We start from the raw sequence: 18394 nt of genomic DNA, 5'->3' as shown, positions 1-18394 counted from the left end.
ATCAGAGCCGGTCGAGGATGGTCTTGAGTTGCTTGACCTCGGCGGACTGGCCCGTGACGATGGCGTCGGCCATCTTCTTGGTGTCGGCGTTCTGGCCGCTCTTCTGCTCGGTCTTCGCCATGGCGATCGCGCCGTTGTGGTGGTCGATCATCATCTGGGCGAACATCTTGTCGAACTCCTTGCCCCGCATGGCCTTGAGTTCCTTCATGTCCTTGTCGGACATCATGCCGTCGCCGCCCATGCCCATCCCGGGCATGTCCCCCGCCGCGGTGGGCTTGCCCCAGGAGTTGAGCCAACCCGTCATGGCCTTGATCTCGGGGTCCTGAGCCTTCTCGATCTTCGCGGCCAGGTCCTTGATCTCCGCGTCGGAGGCGCGGCCGTCGGCCAGTTCGGCCATCGCCACGGCCTGCTCGTGGTGGGGGATCATCATCTGCGCGAACCTGACGTCCGCCTCGTCGACGTCACCGGCCTTGGCGGCCGCCGTCGCGGTCGCTGTGGCCGAGCTCTTGCTCCCGCCGTGGTCCATGCCGCTCATGCCGCTCGCACCGTCGCCGTCGCTGCCGCAGGCGGAGAGCATCAGGGCCCCCGCCGCTACGACGCCGACGGCCGCGACACGGCGGACGGGCTTGCGGTGGAGGTGCTTGCCGTGGAAGGCGCGCGTGAAGGCAGTCATCGTGAACTCACCTCGTGTGTTGGTTCTGGCTGTGTGGGCGTACGCGTCGTCGCGGGAGCGCGCGTGGTGCGCGTCCGCGAGGGCGGTTCGGCCTACAGCCGCAGGACCGACAACTCGGTGAGATCAGGGCCGCGGGGTGGGGGATTGGGCCGCAGCATGACGGGCGCCTCGGCTAGGGGCTTCGCCAGCCAGTCCGGACGCCGGGCGAGGGCCCTCCTCAGCAGTGCCGTGAGCACCCACGCACCGAACATCACCGCCACGCACAGCGAGACCATGTCCATCGCCATGGCCGGCCTGTCCTTGGAGGACGTGTGCGTGGAGTGCGCGACGCTGCCCCGCTCCGGTGATGCCGGAGCCCTCATGGGGTCGTGGGCGGCCACCACCGTGGGCATCGTCGAGACCTGGGACGCGCGGCTCATGCCGTCGCCGGGCGGCTGGTCGGGGTGTCCGACGGTGTGCATGACGAACACGCCCAGCGCGAGAACGACGACGAGCAGCAGGTGCCCGTAGGCCCCTCCCGTTCGTACGTATCGGTTCACGCGCACCTCGGCAGTCTCCGTCTGTGATCGCTGCGGACTGGCTTTCCGACACTATCGAAGGTGAGTGGAGCGTGCCGTCGTGGGGGCCGGGTTCCGGACCACTTCCTGAACGGCTTGTTGAACGCACGGGGCGGTACCGGAACCCCGCACAGACATGGCCGACCCGGAACCGCCTCCGGTGGTGCGTCCTTCACCCGGTCGGGCCAGCGCACGTCAAGGCGGTGTCAACGTCCATGCGACCGGCGCCAAGGATGCGTCAATGAGCGCGCCGAACGACGCACGGAAGGGCTTCGGTGGGGGAAGTACCCCTTCCCGTCGGAGAGTTGATCTTCAGTGAGCGGAGCGCGTCGGCTGCGATGCATGACGGACCGACCGAGATGAGTGAGGTGCGGACCGGCGGGGGTGAGGTACGGACCGCCGTGGGTGACGTACGGCCCGGTCGGCTGAAGGTCTATCTGGGGGCGGCCCCGGGGGTCGGCAAGACCTACCGCATGCTCGACGAGGCGCGCCGTCGGGCGGCACGCGGCGCCGACGTGGTGGTGGGGTTCGTGGAGTGCCACGGCCGCCCGGGCACGGCGGCGCTGCTCGACGGCCTGGAGGTCGTGCCGCGCACCCACTGCGCCCACCGCGGCGGAGAGTTCGAGGAGATGGACCTCGCCGCGGTCCTCGAGCGTCGGCCGCAGGTCGCGATCGTCGACGAGCTGGCCCACACCAACGTTCCCGGAGCCGGCCGCAACGCCAAACGCCGGCAGGACGTCGAGGAACTGCTCGCCGCCGGGATCGACGTCATCACGGCCCTCAACATCCAGCACCTGGAGTCCCTCAACGACGTCGTCGAGAAGATCACGCGGATGCCGCAGCGCGAGACGGTGCCCGACGAGGTCGTACGACGGGCGCAGCAGATCGAGTTCGTCGACATCACGCCGGAGGGACTGCGTCGTCGGATGGCGCACGGCAACATCTACGCCCCCGAGAAGATCGACGCGGCCCTGGCCGACTACTTCCGGCCCGGCAATCTGACCGCACTGCGCCAACTGGCCCTGCTGTGGGTGGCCGACCGGGTGGACGAGGCGCTCCAGGCATACCGCTCCGAGCACGGTATCGGCGGGGTGTGGGAGATCCGGGAGCGGGTGGTCGTGGCCCTCACCGGCGGGCCCGAGGGGGACACCCTCATCCGGCGGGCCGCCCGGATCGCCGACCGCTCGGCGGGCGGTGACCTGCTCGCCGTGCACGTGACCCGCAGCGACGGCCTCGCCGCGGGTACCTCGCACGCCTCACTCGCCCGGCAGCGGCGGCTGGTCGAGGACCTGGGCGGGAGCTACCACTCGGTCGTCGGCGACGACGTGCCCACCGCCCTCGTCGACTTCGCGCGCGCCGAGGACGCCACCCAACTCGTCCTCGGCACCAGCCGCCGGGGCCGCGTCGAACGCTTCGTCACCGGCCGTGGCACGGGCGAGACGGTGGTCGAACTCTCCTCGGACATCGACGTCCACATCGTCACGCACGAGCGCGCGGGACGCGGCACGCTGCTGCCCTCGCGGCGGCGCACCCTGTCGACCGCGCGTCGGGTCGCCGGCCCGGTCGCCGGGCTGCTGCTGCCCGTGGCGCTCACCTTCCTGCTCGATCTCGACGGGGCCCGGGACCGGCTCAACCTCACCAGCGAGGCGCTGCTGTTCCTGCTCACCGTGGTGGGCGTGGCCTGCATAGGAGGGGTCGTCTCGGCGGTGATCGCCTCGGTGACGGCGTCCCTGCTGCTCAACTACTGGTTCATCCCGCCCGTCGGGCAGTTCACGCTCGACGATCCCAACGCGCTGCTGGCCCTGGCGGTCTTCGTGGCGGTCGCCGCCGTGGTCGCCGGTGTCGTGGACCGCTCCCTGCGCCTGTCGCGGCGCTCGGCCCGCGCCACCGCCGAGGCCGAGACCATGTCCTCGCTCGCCGGCAGCATCGTGCGGGGCGGCGCCACGATCCCGGCGCTGGTGGAACGTACCCGCGAGACCTTCGGCATGGACTCGGCGGAACTGGTCGACGAGCCGCCCGGAGACAACGGCGCGACGGTCGTGCCCGCGGGTCCCGGCGCCTTCCTCGTCCTGCGCGGGCGCCCCCTGCCCTCCTCCGAGCGGCGTGTGCTCGCCGCCTTCGCCGCGCACGTGGGATCCGCCGTCGAACGCGCCAGGCTCGCGGAGGCCGCCGCCGAGGTCGAACCGGTCAAAGCGGCCGACCGGATGCGTACGGCGCTGCTGCGGGCGGTCGGCCACGACCTGCGCACGCCTCTCGCGGCGGGCTGGGCCGCGGTCTCCTCGCTGCGCAGCCGGGACGTCGAATTCTCCGACGAGGACCGGGACGAACTCCTCGCGACCGCGGACGAGTCCATGGCCAAGCTCAACCGCCTGGTCGAGAACCTCCTCGACCTCAGCCGCCTTCAGGCGGGCGCGCTCACCCTGAACCTGCGGGCCACCACTCTGGAGGAGGTTCTTCCGGCGGCGCTCGCGGACACCCCCGAGGTGGTGGTCGGGGACCTGGAGGAGATCCCCGCCGTGCTGGCCGATCCGCCGCTCCTGGAGCGCGTGATCGCCAACCTCGTCGGCAACGCGGCCCGCCACAGCCCGGCGGACCGCAAGGTGCTGCTGACCGCGAGCGCACACGCGGGCCGCGTCGAGGTCCGTGTCGTCGACCGCGGTCCCGGCCTGCCGCCGTCCCCCAAGCTCTCGGCTCCGCCCGAGCAGGGCGGCACCTCCGTCCGCGACCGGCTCTTCGAGCCCTTCCAGCGCCTCGGCGACACCGACAACACCACCGGTCTCGGCCTAGGCCTGGCCCTGTCCCGGGGGCTGACCGAAGCGATGGACGGAACCCTCACCCCGGAGGACACTCCCGGCGGCGGTCTGACGATGGTGCTGTCGCTGCCCTTCGCCGAGCGGGTGGATCTTCCCAGTGATACGCAGAGCGTAGGAGGCGGCATATGAGCGGGCGCGTACGAGTCGTGGAAGCGGCGGACGAGGGCTCGGGCCCGAGGACGCCGTGGCAACCGCAGGAGGTGACGGTGTGATGACCGGCTCTTCGCTCCGGGACCGGCTCGCCCTGGTGGCGGGCCTGGTGGGCCCCTTCCTGGTGGCGCTCGTCCTGGTGCCCTTCCGCACGGATCTGTCGCGTACGAACGCGGCGCTGATCCTGGTCGTGGTGGTGGTCGCGGTCGCCGCTCTCGGCAGCCGTACGGCGGGGGCGCTCGCCGCGCTGTCCGCGGCGGCCTGGTTCGACTTCTTCCTCACCCGCCCGTACGAGACGTTCGACATCCATACCTCGTCCGACATCGAGACGGCGGTGCTGCTGCTCGTCGTCGGCGTGATCGTGTCCCAGCTCGCGGCCCGGGCCCGCCGCCTGGAGGTCATCACGGTGACGGACGCGGACTATCTCGCCCGCGTCCACGAGACCGCCGTGCTCGCCCAGTCCGCCAAGTCCTCCGACACCGTGGTCGACCACGTCCGCGGCCAGCTCACCGAGCTGCTCGGCCTGCGCGGCTGCCGCTACGAGTACGGCACCCTGCTGGGGCAGCCGCCCCGGCTCGAGCAGGACGGAAACGTCTCGGTCGGCCACCGGCGCCGGGACGTCGACGCCTGCGGCTGGCCGGATGGCGAGATCGAACTGCGCACCTACGGCAACGGCCACTACCTGGGCCGCTTCATGCTCACCCCCGGCCCGGGCCCCGTACCCCCGCTCCAGGCCCGCCTGGTGGCGGTCACCCTCGCCGACCAGACGGGCGCGGCCCTCGACACGGCCGGGCGGTAGGTACCCGCGGGGGCACTGCGCGCAGCTGAGCAGGAGCCGTGCGGGGCACTGGGGCGTCAAGGTCCCGTCAACGTCCCGTCAAGGTCCGGGGCTTCGGCGCGAAGAAGGCGCAAGGAAGGATCGAAAGCAGTCGGGGACGGACAGAACCTGGGCGCACCCGCGCACGCCTCCCCGCGTGCGCGGGCCCTCGCGTAAGGAGCCCGTAATCCATGTCTGTCCTGACCATCGAGCCGGGGGCGACCCCCGCCGACGAGGAGCCGCCGGATACCGGCGAGCGCCACCGCCTCACCGCCCTCACGGGCCTGGCCGCCCTGTCGTTGGACGCGATGGCCTCGGTGGCGTACGGGCCCGAGGCGATCGTCCTGGTGCTGGCCGCGGCGGGCGCGCACGGCCTGGGCTTCACGCTGCCGGTGACGCTGGCCATCGCCGGCCTGCTGGCGGTGCTCGTCGCCTCGTACCGGCAGGTGATCGCCGCCTTCCCGGACGGCGGTGGGTCGTACGCCGTCGCCAGGACCCACCTGGGCGCCCGTACGAGCCTGGTGGCGGCGGCCTCGCTGGTCCTGGACTATGTGCTGAACGTGGCGGTCGCCGTCACCGCCGGAGTGGCCGCCCTGACCTCGGCGTTCCCCGAACTCTACGGCGACCGGCTGTGGCTGTGTCTGGCCGTGCTGGTGCTGATCACGGGCGTGAACCTGCGCGGCATCATGGAGTCGGCGCGCGCGTTCATCGTGCCGACGGCCGTCTTCGTCGTGTCGATCCTGGTGCTGATCGCCGTCGGCCTCTTGCGGTCCGCGCCCGTCAGCACCGCGGCCGCGACCGGGCACGCCTCCGTCCTCGCCGACAACGCCACCACCGTCGGCGCGCTGCTTCTGCTGAAGGCCTTCGCCGCGGGGTGCAGCGCGCTCACCGGTGTCGAGGCACTGGCCAACGCCGTGCCGTCCTTCCGCGTCCCGCGCGTGCGCCGGGCCCAGCGGGCGGAGGTGGCCCTGGGCGCCGTCCTCGGGGTGATGCTGATCGGCCTGTCGGTCCTCATCTCGCGCTTCCACCTCCAGCCGGTCGAGGGCGTCACCGTCCTCGCCCAGCTCGCGGACGCCTCGCTCGGCCACAACTGGGCCTTCTACGTCATCCAGTTCGCCACGATGATCCTGCTGGCGCTCTCCGCGAACACCTCCTTCGGCGGCCTGCCCGTGCTGCTGAAACTGCTCGCCCGCGACAACTACCTCCCGCACGTCTTCGCCCTGAAGGCCGACCGACAGGTCCACCGTCACGGTGTGCTCGCGCTGGCCCTGGTCTCGGCGGCCCTGCTCGTCTTCTCCGGCGGCGACACCAACACCCTGGTGCCGCTCTTCGCCATCGGCGTCTTCATCGGCTTCACGATCGCGCAGGTCGGAATGGTCCGGCACTGGCGTGGGGAGCGGGGAAGGGGGTGGCGGGGCAAGGCCCTGCTGAACGGTTTCGGCGCCGTGCTCACCGGCGTCTCGGCGGTCGTGGTGACGGCGACGAAGTTCGAGGATGGCGCTTGGCTGATAGTGATCGCCGTGCCGCTGCTGGTGGCCGCCTTCGAGACGGTGCACCGGGCGTACGCGCGCATCGGTGAGCGGCTGGGCCTCGGGCGGATTCCCGAGCCGCCGCACCGGGAGCGTTCACTGGTGATCGTTCCGGTGTCGAACCTGTCCCGGCTGACCGTGGAGGCGCTGAACGCCGCCGCCTCCCTCGGGGACGAGGTGCGCGCCGTCACGGTGTGCCATCCCGACGCCGAGGACCGCGCCCGCACCCACGCGCTGGCCCGCGACTGGGCACAGTGGGACCCCGGGATACCGCTCGTCCAGCTCACCTCCGAGCGCCGCACCGTGGGGCGCCCGATCGCCGAGTACGTGGGCGAGACGGCCGCCGCGGAGCCCGGCACCCGGGTCACCATGCTGATCCCCGAGGTCGAGCCGGACCGGCTGTGGCAGCGGCTGCTCCAGAACCAGCGGGGCGCGGTCGTCGCCCACGCGGTGCGCCGTGACACGGACGCGGTGATCTGCCGACTGCGGTTCCGCGTCTTCTGACGCCCGGCTCCGAGGTCCTGCTCCGGACCCCGCTCCGACACCCCGCTCCCGACCCCGCTCCGACGCCCCGCTCCGACCTCCTGCCCTGGTCCGCGCCCCGATGGCCCGCATCTCGCCGATGCGAGCCATCGTCGTACTCGGCCGGACGGCGGCCGGCGGGCCCCGTCGCGCACGTGGAGCGGCCGACCGTAAGGGTTCCGTCAAAGGCGGACCGGCCGCCGTATGGGAGGTGTCAACGGCGGCCAGATCCGGCCATCGAGGCGGTTACCTCTAACCGTCCGCTTCATATCTGAACCTCATCTAGGAGTTCGCGATGGCCGATCTGGCCTTCGTCGTCACCACGATCGCGGTGTTCGCGCTGGTGGCCCTCGTCGCCAAGGGGGTGACGAAGCTGTGACCGCCGAGAACATTGTCGGCCTGGTCGTGGCCGTCGCCCTGCTGGGCTATCTCGTCCTCGCCCTGATCTTCCCGGAGAGGTTCTGAGAGCGCCATGAGTCCCGTTCTTGCCGGCGTGCTCCAGCTGCTCGCGCTCATAGCGGCACTGGCCCTCGCCTACGTCCCCCTTGGCGACTACATGGCCAAGGTCTACTCCTCCGACAAGCACTGGCGTGTGGAGAAGTGGATCTACAAGGGCATCGGCGCCAATCCGAACACGGAGATGCGCTGGCCCGCGTACCTACGCGGCGTCCTCGCCTTCTCCGCGGTCAGCGTCCTCTTCCTCTACTTGCTGCAGCGCCTCCAGGGCCATCTGCCCGGCTCGCTCGGCTTTGCCGCCATCGACCCGGACCAGGCGTTCAACACCGCCGCGTCCTTCGTCACGAACACCAACTGGCAGTCGTACTACGGCGAGCAGGCCATGGGCCACGTCGTGCAGACCGGCGGCCTGGCGGTGCAGAACTTCGTCTCGGCCGCGGTCGGCATCGCCGTCGCCGTGGCGCTCGTACGGGGCTTCTCGCGCTCCCGCACCGGTGAGCTCGGCAACTTCTGGGCCGACCTGGTGCGCGGCACGATCCGCATCCTGCTGCCGCTCTCGGTCGTCGCCGCGATCGTCCTGGTCGCCTGCGGCGCGATCCAGAACTTCTCCGGGATCCACTCCGTGGGCCAGTTCATGGGCGGCTCGCAGCAGTGGAACGGCGGTGCGGTCGCCTCGCAGGAGGCCATCAAGGAGGTGGGCACCAACGGTGGCGGTTACTTCAACGCGAACTCGGCCCACCCCTTCGAGAACCCCACCCCCTTCTCGAACCTGTTCGAGATCTTCCTGCTGCTGGTCATCCCGTTCGCGCTGACCCGCACCTTCGGCCGCATGGTCGGCAGCCTGAAGCAGGGCTACGCGATCCTCGCCACGATGGCCACGATCTGGCTCGGCTTCATCACCCTGATGATGTGCACCGAGTTCGCCCACCACGGCCCGGCGTTCCAGATCGCGGGCGGTGCGATGGAGGGCAAGGAGAACCGCTTCGGAGTCGGCGCCTCGTCGATCTTCGCGGTGTCGACCACCCTGACCTCGACGGGTGCGGTGGACTCCTTCCACTCCTCGTTCACCGGCCTCGGCGGCGGTATCACCCTCCTGGGCATGCAGCTGGGCGAGATCGCACCGGGTGGTACCGGCTCCGGTCTCTACGGCATGCTGATCATGGCGATCATCGCGGTGTTCATCGCCGGTCTGATGGTCGGCCGCACCCCCGAGTACCTGGGCAAGAAGATCGGCACCCGCGAGATCAAGTTCGCGGCCTGCTACATCCTCATCACCCCCGCGCTGGTGCTCGTCTTCACCGCCGCGGCGATGGCCCTGCCCACTCCGGGCCACTCCATGACCAACAGCGGGGCGCACGGCTTCTCCGAGATCCTGTACGCCTACTCCTCCGGCGCCAACAACAACGGCTCGGCCTTCGCGGGCCTGAACGCCGACACGCAGTGGTTCAACAGCACGATCGGCATCGCGATGCTGCTCGGCCGCTTCCTGCCGATGGTGTTCGTGCTGGCGCTGGCCGGTTCGCTCGCCGAGCAGAAGCCGGTCCCGGCCACCGCGGGCACCCTGCGCACCGAAAAGCCGCTGTTCACCGGCCTGTTGGTGGGCGCCATCCTGATCATCACCGGTCTGACCTACTTCCCGGCGCTCGCGCTGGGTCCGCTGGCCGAGGGGTTGGCGTCATGACCACTCGCACAGATTCACCTTCAGAAGAGGACTCGATGTCCACAGCCACTCCGACCCGGGCGCCGCACAGCGATGTGCCGACCGGCCACAAGACTGACGAAAGCCGTGTCGGCGCGGGTCTGTTCGACCCGAAGCAGCTGCTCAAGTCGCTGCCGGACGCCTTCCGTAAACTCGATCCGCGGGTGATGATCAAGTCGCCCGTCATGTTCGTGGTGCTGGTCGGCTCGGTCCTGACGACGATCTTCTCCTTCAAGGATCCGGGCGACTGGTTCGGCTGGGCGATCAGCGCCTGGCTGTGGCTGACCGTGATCTTCGCCAACCTGGCGGAGGCGGTGGCCGAGGGCCGCGGCAAGGCGCAGGCGGACACCCTGCGCAAGGCCAAGACGGACACGGTGGCCAGGCGTCTCAAGGGAGACGTGGAGGAGCAGGTCCCCGGTACCGAGTTGCGCGTCGGCGACCTGGTCGTCTGCGAGGCGGGTGACATCATCCCCGGCGACGGCGACGTCGTCGAGGGTGTGGCGAGCGTCGACGAGTCGGCGATCACCGGTGAGTCGGCCCCGGTCATCCGCGAGTCCGGCGGTGACCGCAGTGCCGTCACCGGCGGTACGAAGGTCCTCTCCGACCGCATCGTCATCAAGATCACGACGAAGCCCGGCGAGACCTTCATCGACCGGATGATCGCTCTGGTCGAGGGCGCGGCCCGGCAGAAGACGCCGAACGAGATCGCGCTGAACATCCTGCTCGCGTCGCTCACGATCGTCTTCCTGCTCGCGGTGGCGACCCTGCCGCCGTTCGCCGACTACGCGGGCACGCACCTCACGATGGTCGTCCTGGTGGCCCTCCTGGTCTGCCTGATCCCGACGACGATCGGCGCGCTGCTCTCGGCGATCGGTATCGCGGGCATGGACCGGCTGGTCCAGCGCAACGTCCTGGCCATGTCCGGCCGCGCGGTCGAGGCCGCCGGCGACGTGTCCACGCTGCTGCTCGACAAGACCGGCACCATCACCCTCGGCAACCGTCAGGCCTCCGAGTTCGTGCCGGTGCCCGGCACGACCGAGGCCGAGGTGGCCGACGCCGCCCAGCTCTCGTCGCTGGCCGACGAGACGCCCGAGGGTCGCTCCATCGTCGTACTGGCGAAGGAGAAGTACGGACTGCGCGAGCGGCACCAGGGCGAGCTGTCCGGGGCCGAGTGGATCGCCTTCACCGCCCAGACCCGTATGTCGGGTGTGGATGTCGACGGACGCAAGATCCGCAAGGGCGCGGCCGGTTCGGTCATCGCCTGGGTCCAGGAGCGGGGCGGCGAGGTGTCGGCCGACGCCGACACCCTCTCCAACCGGATCTCCGAGGCGGGCGGCACGCCGCTGCTGGTGGCCGTCGAGGACACCGACGGCGCGCGCGTCCTCGGAGTCATCCACCTGAAGGACGTCGTCAAGGAGGGCATGCGCGAGCGGTTCGACGAGCTGCGCCGGATGGGCATCAAGACCATCATGATCACGGGTGACAACCCGCTGACGGCCAAGGCGATCGCGGACGAGGCCGGCGTCGACGACTTCCTCGCGGAGGCGACTCCCGAGGACAAGATGGCGCTCATCAAGCGCGAGCAGGCGGGCGGCAAGCTCGTCGCGATGACCGGCGACGGCACGAACGACGCCCCCGCGCTGGCACAGGCGGACGTGGGCGTGGCGATGAACACGGGTACGTCGGCCGCCAAGGAGGCCGGCAACATGGTCGACCTCGACTCGAACCCGACCAAGCTCATCGAGATCGTCGAGATCGGCAAGCAGCTCCTCATCACCCGGGGCGCGCTCACGACGTTCTCCATCGCCAACGACGTCGCGAAGTACTTCGCGATCATCCCGGCGCTGTTCGCGGCGGTCTACCCGGGCCTGGACAAGCTGAACATCATGCACCTGTCCTCGCCCGACTCGGCGATCCTGTCGGCGGTCATCTTCAACGCGCTGATCATCATCGCGCTGGTCCCGCTCGCCCTGCGGGGTGTGCAGTACCGGCCGGTGAGCGCCGACAAGATGCTGCGGCGCAACCTCGGGGTCTACGGTATCGGCGGCCTGATCGCCCCCTTCATCGGCATCAAGATCATCGACCTGCTCATCTCCCTCATCCCCGGAATCGGCTGATCGGCTATGAACAACTCGGTTACGAACACTGCCCGGTTGCTCTGGGCGGGCCTGCGAGCCCTGCTCGTGCTCACCGTCATCTGCGGGGTGCTCTACCCGCTGGCCATCACCGGGGTCGCCCAGGGCCTGTTCTCGGACCAGGCGAACGGCTCGGAGATCAAGGCGAACGGCAAGGTCGTCGGCTCCTCGCTGATCGGCCAGTCCTACAACCTGCCGCTGAAGAAGGGTCAGGAGACCCCGGACGCCGACCTGAAGTGGTTCCAGGGCCGCCCCGCGAACGGCCTCGGCACCAACAGCGTCAACACCCAGTACAAGCTGATCCTGTCGGGCGCCACCAACCGTTCCGGTGACAACGCCGACCTGATCAAGTGGGTCAAGGACGCCAAGGCGGCCGTCATCAAGGACAACTCGGTGAACGGCTACACGGTCAAGCCGTCCGACGTGCCCGCCGACGCGGTCACCTCGTCCGGCTCGGGCCTGGACCCGGACATCTCCCCGAAGTACGCCGACATCCAGGTGCACCGGATCGCGGAGAAGAACGGCCTGTCCGTCGCCCAGGTGCAGAAGCTGGTCGACGAGCACACCGACGGCCGCACCCTCGGCTTCATCGGCGAGCCCCGGGTCAACGTGCTCGAACTCAACATCGCGCTCAAGGGACTCGTGGCGAAGAGCTGATGGGGTTACCTGCGCCACGCGGGAGTCGGCGGCCGGGGACGCTCCTCGAGTCGCCGACTTCCGCAGCCATGAGGCCGGTTCCATACGGCTCCGGCCCGCCGTACCACAGGAAAGGCGCACACCGATGACCCGGGTACTGGTGGTGGAGGACGACCCTCAGCTCGTCCGGGCGCTCGTGATCAACCTGCAGGCCCGGCGGTACGGAGTGGACCCGGCCCCCGACGGCACCACCGCACTGCGCATCGCCGCCGCCCGGCAGCCCGACGTGGTCCTGCTCGACCTCGGCCTGCCCGACATGGACGGCACGGACGTCATCAGGGCCCTGCGCGGCTGGACCCGCGTACCGATCCTCGTCCTGTCCGCCCGCCGCGCCTCCGACGAGAAGGTCGCGGCCCTGGACGCGGGCGCCGACGACTACATCACCAAGCCGTTCAGCATGGACGAACTCCTCGCCCGGCTGCGCGCCGCCGTCCGCCGCACGGACGACGTTCCGCCGGCCCCCGAGACCGTCCTGGTCACCACGGAGCACTTCACCATCGACCTGCTCGCCAAGAAGGCCACCCGCGCCGGGCACGACGTACGCCTCACACCGACCGAGTGGCATCTGCTGGAGATCCTGGTCACCAACCCCGGCCGGCTCATCACGCAGAAGCATCTGCTGGCGGAGGTGTGGGGTGTCAGCCAGAGCAACAAGACCAACTACCTGCGGGTCTACATGGCCCAGCTCCGCCGGAAACTGGAGGCGGACCCTGCCCACCCCCGCTATCTGATCACCGAGCCGGGCATGGGATACCGCTTCGAGAGCTGAAGCGCGCGTACGAAACCGACGAAGAGAAGAGAAGATGGCACGCGGCAAGCTTCGGATGTACCTCGGTGCGGCACCGGGCGTCGGCAAGACGTACGCGATGTTCTCCGAGGCGCACCGCCGGGTGGAGCGAGGCACCGACTGCGTCGTCGCCTTCGTGGAGCACCACCACCGGCCGCGCACCGAGGTGATGCTGCACGGTCTGGAGGAGATCCCCCGCAAGGAACTGGAGTACCGCGGCACCGTCTTCACGGAGATGGACGTGGACGCGGTGCTGGCCCGTCGCCCCGAGGCGGCCCTGGTCGACGAGCTGCCCCACACGAACATCCCCGGTTCCCGCAACGCCAAGCGCTGGCAGGACGTCGAGGAACTCCTCGCCGCCGGGATCGACGTCGTCTCCACCGTCAACCTCCAGCACCTGGAGTCGCTGGGCGACGATACTGATCATCGGGGAACGCCTCCGCATCTGTCCGCCAGCATCTGTCCGCCAGCGGTGCCCGAAGTCGGCCCGGGGCACAGCGGGGGTATGCGCGGCCGACAGTTGTTGCCGTCGGGCATGCCGTGTATGAGCCGAGGATCGTCCCAGTGGCCCGCACCGACCGTGAACGTCGGCGCGGCCCTGCACGAGCCGGCCCTGAGCCGCGTCATCGTCGAACTCATCGGCGGCGAGACCCCCGTGACCGAGGCGGGCGCTCGGCTCGTGAGTTCATGAGCCCCGCCCCGGCAGTCACCCCTCGCGGGCGGTGCGCCGGGGGTGTCGCTCACCGCGGAGCGCCGACCGCGCGCCGCGCTCGTCGGGATGCATCGGGCCGGCGGGAAGGCTGGGCAGCAGCGGCTCGATCCAGCGGGTGTCCCTGCCCGAGCAGGCGTCACGGCCGACGGACAGCTCGTACGTGTCGACGTATCCGGCCCCGACGCCCTGTGCCCGCCTGCCCAGCACGGCGTTGAGCTGCTGTTCCTTGTCGTTGAGGTAGGTCGCGTCAGCGGGTGCGAGGGTCAGGTCGTCGGCGCAGCCGGTGCCATGGGCCGGCAGGATCGCCGGGTATCCCACGACGAACAAACGGGCCTTCGGGGCACGGCGCTTCACCTCGGCCAGTGCTTCGGACAGCCGCTCACCCGCCGTGTCGATCTTCCGCTGTACGTCGTCGGTGTCGCCGGAGACGTAGCTCACGTCGCGGAAGTCGGCCGCCCGCAGCCCCAGCCGCTCGGCTACCAGCGCCGGGTAGTCGTGGTCGGAGCGATCGCACCCGGCGGGGGCTCCGGTCCGGTCGGGGATCCGTGGCCCGGCGGTGCAGGAGTCGCCGAGCGCCACGTACGGTCCTCGTGGCGTCGGGTCGGTGCCCGAGTGGTGCCGGGTGATGCCTACCGCGGCGACCAGGGTGGCGCGGGCGAGGAAGACGCCGATCAGCACGGTCCGTAGGTGATGCGTCATCGACATGTCCCGCTGACTCGGTGACGGATGAGGGCGCGCACGCCAGAAGGCCCGACAACCCGGTGGCCAAAGGGAAACAGCCAGGGGAGAGGTCTTGTCGTCCCGCTCTCGGGGACGCCTTCAGGCTCGCGGACAGGGCCCTGTCGCGTCGTCCTCCGGCTGCCGACCATCCCGCTACGGAGAACGCAGTACGCCGTGGAGTGCGCGTAGTGCCGATGCGGACGCACGCCCGCGCCCGATACGGTCCTCAGTCGCTGCCACGCCACTGGAGCAGGTCGAGGGCGACGGCGACCTTGACGGTGTTGTCCTCGAGTGGCTTCGGGAGCAGTTGGTCGGCTCGGTCGAGCTGCCGGAGCAGGGTGTTGCGGTGGGTGTAGAGCCGGCCGGCGGCGCGGGTCGTGTTGCACTGGGCCTGGATGTACGTGAGGACGGCGTGCCTCAGCTCCGGGCTCGCCGTGGCGAGGTCGCCGAGGGTGGTCTTGACGAACTCGTCGGCCTGTTCGACGTCCTGACTGATCAGGCTGCTGAGCTGGACGTCGTCGAAACCGGCGACACGACGCGGTGAACGGAGCCTGGCGAGCATGCGCTGGGTGGTCAGCGCGGCGAGGTGGCTGCGCCGGAAGCCCTCCCTGCCCCGGGCGGGCGGGCCCACGGCGATCCGGACGCCCGGCAGCGGGTCGAGGAGCCGGCTCAGCGGGCCGGTGTCGGGTGCGGCGGGTCCCGGCAGCCACACCCACAGAGTGGCCGCGCCGACGATCACGGTGAGCGGTTGCTGCACTCCGGCCGTCTGCGCCAGGGCCTCGGTCGCACGTTCGAGGTGGCCCGGTTCGGGGGCCGGTTCCTCGCTCCACACGACGGCGGCGGTGTGTGTCCGGTCGAGGGCGTAGCCCAGGCGTGCTTCCGCCCGTTGTCGGCTGATGGGCGCGCCCTCGACGAGCAGGGTGACGATCTCGCGACGTTCGGCGTGGGTGCCGTGGGTCAGCTCTTCGCGCTCGGCGGCCATGCGGGCGGCGATGTCGACGATCGTGGCGTCGAGGAAGCCCGAGACGGAGCGCGCCGACACGTCGAGCAGCTCGCGCAGTTCGTCGGGGTCGGAGGTCAGGGTGAAGACGGTCTGCATCCAGCGCCGCCAAGCCGCGTTCTGTCCGACGCGGTAGGAGTCGAGGGCCGATTCGTCGAGCCCGCGGCGTACCAGGTCGCGGGCGTGGCTGAGACTGTCCGGGCCGGTGTACGCGGGTACCGGCGCGCCGGGGTCGCGCACGGTCTCGGACGCCCAGAACGTCAGGTGGGCGCGGTTGATCCGTCGTGTGGCGGCGCGCAGGGCGGGGTCCTGCGCGACGGCTCGCATGGTCACCGCCGCCAGGGTCGCCTCGTCGATCTCGTCGAGCCACTCCTGCAGACTGTTGAGTGCGATCTCCGCACCCTGCCGAAGTAAATCGCATGTACGTTCGGAAGGGCGCTGCCGGATCATGTCCGCACGTTAGCCCGCGGTGGTGCAGAATGCACTGGTCTTTTTCGATGAAGGTGCGAACCGCCACACCGTACTGGCCGGTATGTGAGGTCATCATCGAGGCACCACCCAGCTAACGCCTCAGCAACGGAGTCCCCGCACATGACCCGTCAGAGCGAGCACATCGACGTGCTGATCATCGGCGCCGGCCTCTCCGGCATCGGCGCTGCGCACTACCTGCAGACCGAGCGGCCGGGCAGCAGTTACGCGATCCTGGAGGCCCGTGGTGTCTCCGGCGGCACGTGGGCGCTGTTCCGCTATCCGGGCATCCGGTCGGACTCCGACCTGCACACCTTCGGCTACGCCTTCAAACCGTGGCGCAACGACAAGTCGATCGCCACCGCCGATCTGATCCTCGACTACCTGCGGGAGACCGCGGGAGAGAGCGGCATCGAACAGCGCATCCGCTACCACCACCGGGTGCGCGGCGCGGCCTGGTCCACCGCCGAGGCCCGCTGGACGGTGGAGATCGAACGCGCCGACACCGGTGAGACGGTGTCGATGACCGCGAACTGGCTGTTCTGCGCCGGTGGTTACTACCGCTACGACGAAGGGTTCACCCCCCGGTTCGAGGGCAGGGAGCGGTTCGCCGGACAGATCGTGCACCCGCAGCACTGGCCGGAGGACCTGGACTGCGCGGGCAAGAAGGTCGTGGTGATCGGCAGCGGTGCGACGGCCGTCACGCTGATCCCGGCGCTGGCGGACACGGCCGGCCATGTCACCATGCTCCAGCGTTCGCCCACCTACATCCTTCCGGTCGCGTCGCAGGACGTGATCGCGAACACGCTGCGGAAGGTGTTGCCGGCCGGCCTCGCCCACCGGCTCACCCGGCGCAAGAACATCGCCATGCAGCGCTTCGTCTGGCGGACCTCGCAACGCCACCCACGGGTCGTGCGACGTCTCATCCGCGCCGTGAACATCAGGCAGCTGCCGGCCGGTTATCCCGTGGACGAGCACTTCAACCCGTCCTACGACCCCTGGGACCAGCGGCTGTGCACGGTCCCCGACGCGGACCTGTTCAAGGCGCTCAAGAAGGGAACGGCCTCGGTCGTCACCGACCGGATCGCGACGTTCACCGAGACCGGCATCCGGCTCGAGTCCGGTCGTGAGCTCGACGCCGACCTCGTCGTCACCGCCACCGGGTTGAACGTGCAGCTGTTCGGCGGGATGGCGCTCTCGGTGGACGGCGAACCCGTCGACTTCGCCGACAGGGTGGCTTTCAAGGGCATGATGCTGAGCGGCGTACCGAACTTCGCCTTCGCGATCGGCTACACGAACTCCTCGTGGACGCTCAAGGTGGGCCTGCTGTGCGAGCACTTCACCCGGCTGCTCGGACACATGGACGCCACCGGCGCGGACATCTGCCGCCCCGAGCTCCCCGACCCGGCCATGCCGACCCGTCCGCTGCTCGACTTCGGCGCCGGATACGTCAAGCGGTCCCTCCACCTGATGCCGCGTCAAGGACTCGCCCATCCCTGGCTCATGTCGATGAACTACCACTCCGACGTCAAACTGCTGCGCGGCGGCCCCGTCGAGGACGACAACCTGCGCTTCACCTCCGTCGCACGCCACGCGAAGGCCGAGACGTCGGCCTGAGCGACGACCGCACCGCCTCCGCCGGATGCGACATCACCCCGTGCCACCGGACGCACGGCGACGATCGACGGCTGCGTCGGCCGGGGCTTCTTCGTCATCCGCTTCGACAACCGGGATGCCGACCGGTCCACGGGGATCGCGGCGACCTGGCCCAGGACACCACCGGCCTGCTCGACCACCTCGGTGTGGCGAGCGCGCACCTGGTCGCCCTGTCCATGGGCGGCATGATCGCCCGTGCGAAAGACAAGGCCATCGCCCCGCAGGGCGCGGCGCGACAGACCGACCCTTCCGGAAGTCCGGCGACCGGACCGCGGAACTCCGAGATGTCACGACACCGACCCCGTCATCCACGGCGACGGTGACGTCATGGTCGCGCCCGGAGGCGGGCGGCCCACGGCCGGGGCCCTCCCCGGCGCCTGCCATGTCGTCATCGCCGCATGACAGAACGTGGCGGTGGTCGATCCCGCACGCCCGCTCTGCCCCACCGGTCTCATGCGCAGAACACGACAAGAACATTCGCGTTCATTTATCCGATCATCTGGCATTCCCCGCCCGAATGCAGGGACCCAGGATGACCCGTGGGGCGCCACTCACTTGCCCTAAGTCCGACCTCGCCGTACAGGGACAAGTGCAGCCAGTCGGGTGATGTCACGCACTCGCCTCGGATCGGGCGTGGCGCCCGGTTCGGCATCAATTCACTGGGCCCCGGGAGCGGAGCCGGATGCATCCGCGTGTCCGGATCGTACGAGGGCGACCGCGGCACTTGCGCGCACGGCGCGGTGCTCACCGGGCTCGGACCTCTGCGAGGTTGAACTCCCAAATACCTTGCGGTGCACCGGACATGTGCACGCCGTCATGCCTCGATACTGTCCACATGCTGGGATTGGGCTGCTCCGGCCGTCCGTAGCGCCGCGTGAGGACTACGCTGCTCCACAGACGTCCCAGACCCCGACGGCATGTCGTTGCCGAGCACAGATCGCCGCGGGGAGCGGGCCCTTCGCCCGTCGCCCGGCGCATCCCTGGAGGGAACCGGGTGGGTCCGC

The 18394-nt window shown here is 70.0% G+C and carries 13 protein-coding genes and 1 pseudogene; 10 read left to right on the top strand and 4 right to left on the bottom strand.

From position 1 onward, the window contains the following. Position 1 precedes the first annotated feature (1 nt). Entirely contained in the window at positions 2-673 is a 672-nt protein-coding gene (locus tag AAFF41_RS06905) for a DUF305 domain-containing protein (RefSeq protein ID WP_343323674.1), read from the bottom strand. A 92-nt stretch (positions 674-765) separates the two neighbouring features. After that, the gene (locus AAFF41_RS06900; protein ID WP_343323673.1) at positions 766-1218 is read right to left on the bottom strand and encodes a DUF6153 family protein; all 453 of its coding nucleotides are present in this window, start codon (positions 1216-1218) and stop codon (positions 766-768) included. A 413-nt stretch (positions 1219-1631) separates the two neighbouring features. On the opposite strand from AAFF41_RS06900, the gene AAFF41_RS06895 reads away from it, so the two are divergent. From AAFF41_RS06895 to AAFF41_RS06855, 9 genes and pseudogenes are all read left to right on the top strand, one after another. Next, positions 1632-4172 (top strand): sensor histidine kinase, encoded by a 2541-nt coding sequence (locus tag AAFF41_RS06895; protein ID WP_319746095.1) that lies wholly within the window; start codon positions 1632-1634, stop codon positions 4170-4172. Positions 4173-4254: 82 nt separating this feature from the next. After that, positions 4255-4992 carry a DUF4118 domain-containing protein gene (locus AAFF41_RS06890; protein WP_319745854.1) on the top strand — a complete coding sequence of 246 codons (738 nt, stop codon included), beginning with the start codon at positions 4255-4257 and terminating at the stop codon, positions 4990-4992. A gap of 209 nt (positions 4993-5201) precedes the next feature. Continuing rightward, the gene (locus AAFF41_RS06885; RefSeq protein ID WP_343323672.1) at positions 5202-7043 is read left to right on the top strand and encodes an APC family permease; all 1842 of its coding nucleotides are present in this window, start codon (positions 5202-5204) and stop codon (positions 7041-7043) included. Between the two features lie 393 nt (positions 7044-7436). Then, positions 7437-7526, top strand: a complete 90-nt coding sequence (kdpF, locus tag AAFF41_RS06880) for a K(+)-transporting ATPase subunit F (RefSeq protein WP_016434100.1) — start codon at positions 7437-7439, stop codon at positions 7524-7526. 7 nt (positions 7527-7533) lie between these two features. Then, positions 7534-9198 carry a potassium-transporting ATPase subunit KdpA gene (gene kdpA / locus AAFF41_RS06875; RefSeq protein WP_319745857.1) on the top strand — a complete coding sequence of 555 codons (1665 nt, stop codon included), beginning with the start codon at positions 7534-7536 and terminating at the stop codon, positions 9196-9198. Positions 9199-9233: 35 nt separating this feature from the next. After that, entirely contained in the window at positions 9234-11333 is a 2100-nt protein-coding gene (gene kdpB / locus AAFF41_RS06870) for a potassium-transporting ATPase subunit KdpB (protein ID WP_343323671.1), read from the top strand. Positions 11334-11339: 6 nt separating this feature from the next. After that, entirely contained in the window at positions 11340-12008 is a 669-nt protein-coding gene (locus AAFF41_RS06865; protein ID WP_319745861.1) for a potassium-transporting ATPase subunit C, read from the top strand. Between the two features lie 124 nt (positions 12009-12132). Continuing rightward, positions 12133-12816, top strand: coding sequence for a response regulator (locus AAFF41_RS06860; protein ID WP_343323670.1), 684 nt, complete (start codon positions 12133-12135; stop codon positions 12814-12816). Positions 12817-12850: 34 nt separating this feature from the next. Then, positions 12851-13249: pseudogene (locus AAFF41_RS06855) on the top strand (histidine kinase); the annotation flags it as partial. Positions 13250-13540: 291 nt separating this feature from the next. On the opposite strand, the gene AAFF41_RS06850 reads toward AAFF41_RS06855, so the two are convergent. Together AAFF41_RS06850 and AAFF41_RS06845 are read right to left on the bottom strand one after the other, a co-directional pair. Beyond that, the gene (locus tag AAFF41_RS06850; RefSeq protein WP_343323669.1) at positions 13541-14251 is read right to left on the bottom strand and encodes an SGNH/GDSL hydrolase family protein; all 711 of its coding nucleotides are present in this window, start codon (positions 14249-14251) and stop codon (positions 13541-13543) included. 241 nt (positions 14252-14492) lie between these two features. Then, positions 14493-15716 carry a PucR family transcriptional regulator gene (locus AAFF41_RS06845; RefSeq protein WP_319745867.1) on the bottom strand — a complete coding sequence of 408 codons (1224 nt, stop codon included), beginning with the start codon at positions 15714-15716 and terminating at the stop codon, positions 14493-14495. A gap of 141 nt (positions 15717-15857) precedes the next feature. On the opposite strand from AAFF41_RS06845, the gene AAFF41_RS06840 reads away from it, so the two are divergent. Further along, complete coding sequence (locus AAFF41_RS06840) at positions 15858-17351, top strand: flavin-containing monooxygenase (RefSeq protein WP_319745869.1); 1494 nt, start codon at positions 15858-15860, stop codon at positions 17349-17351. The last annotated feature ends 1043 nt before the right edge of the window (positions 17352-18394 follow it).

This window comes from Streptomyces mirabilis, assembly GCF_039503195.1.
In the GTDB taxonomy this organism is placed as follows: Bacteria; Actinomycetota; Actinomycetes; order Streptomycetales; family Streptomycetaceae; genus Streptomyces; species Streptomyces mirabilis_D.
Note: the sequence above shows the minus strand (reverse complement) of the source record. Positions and strands in the feature narration are given on the sequence as shown.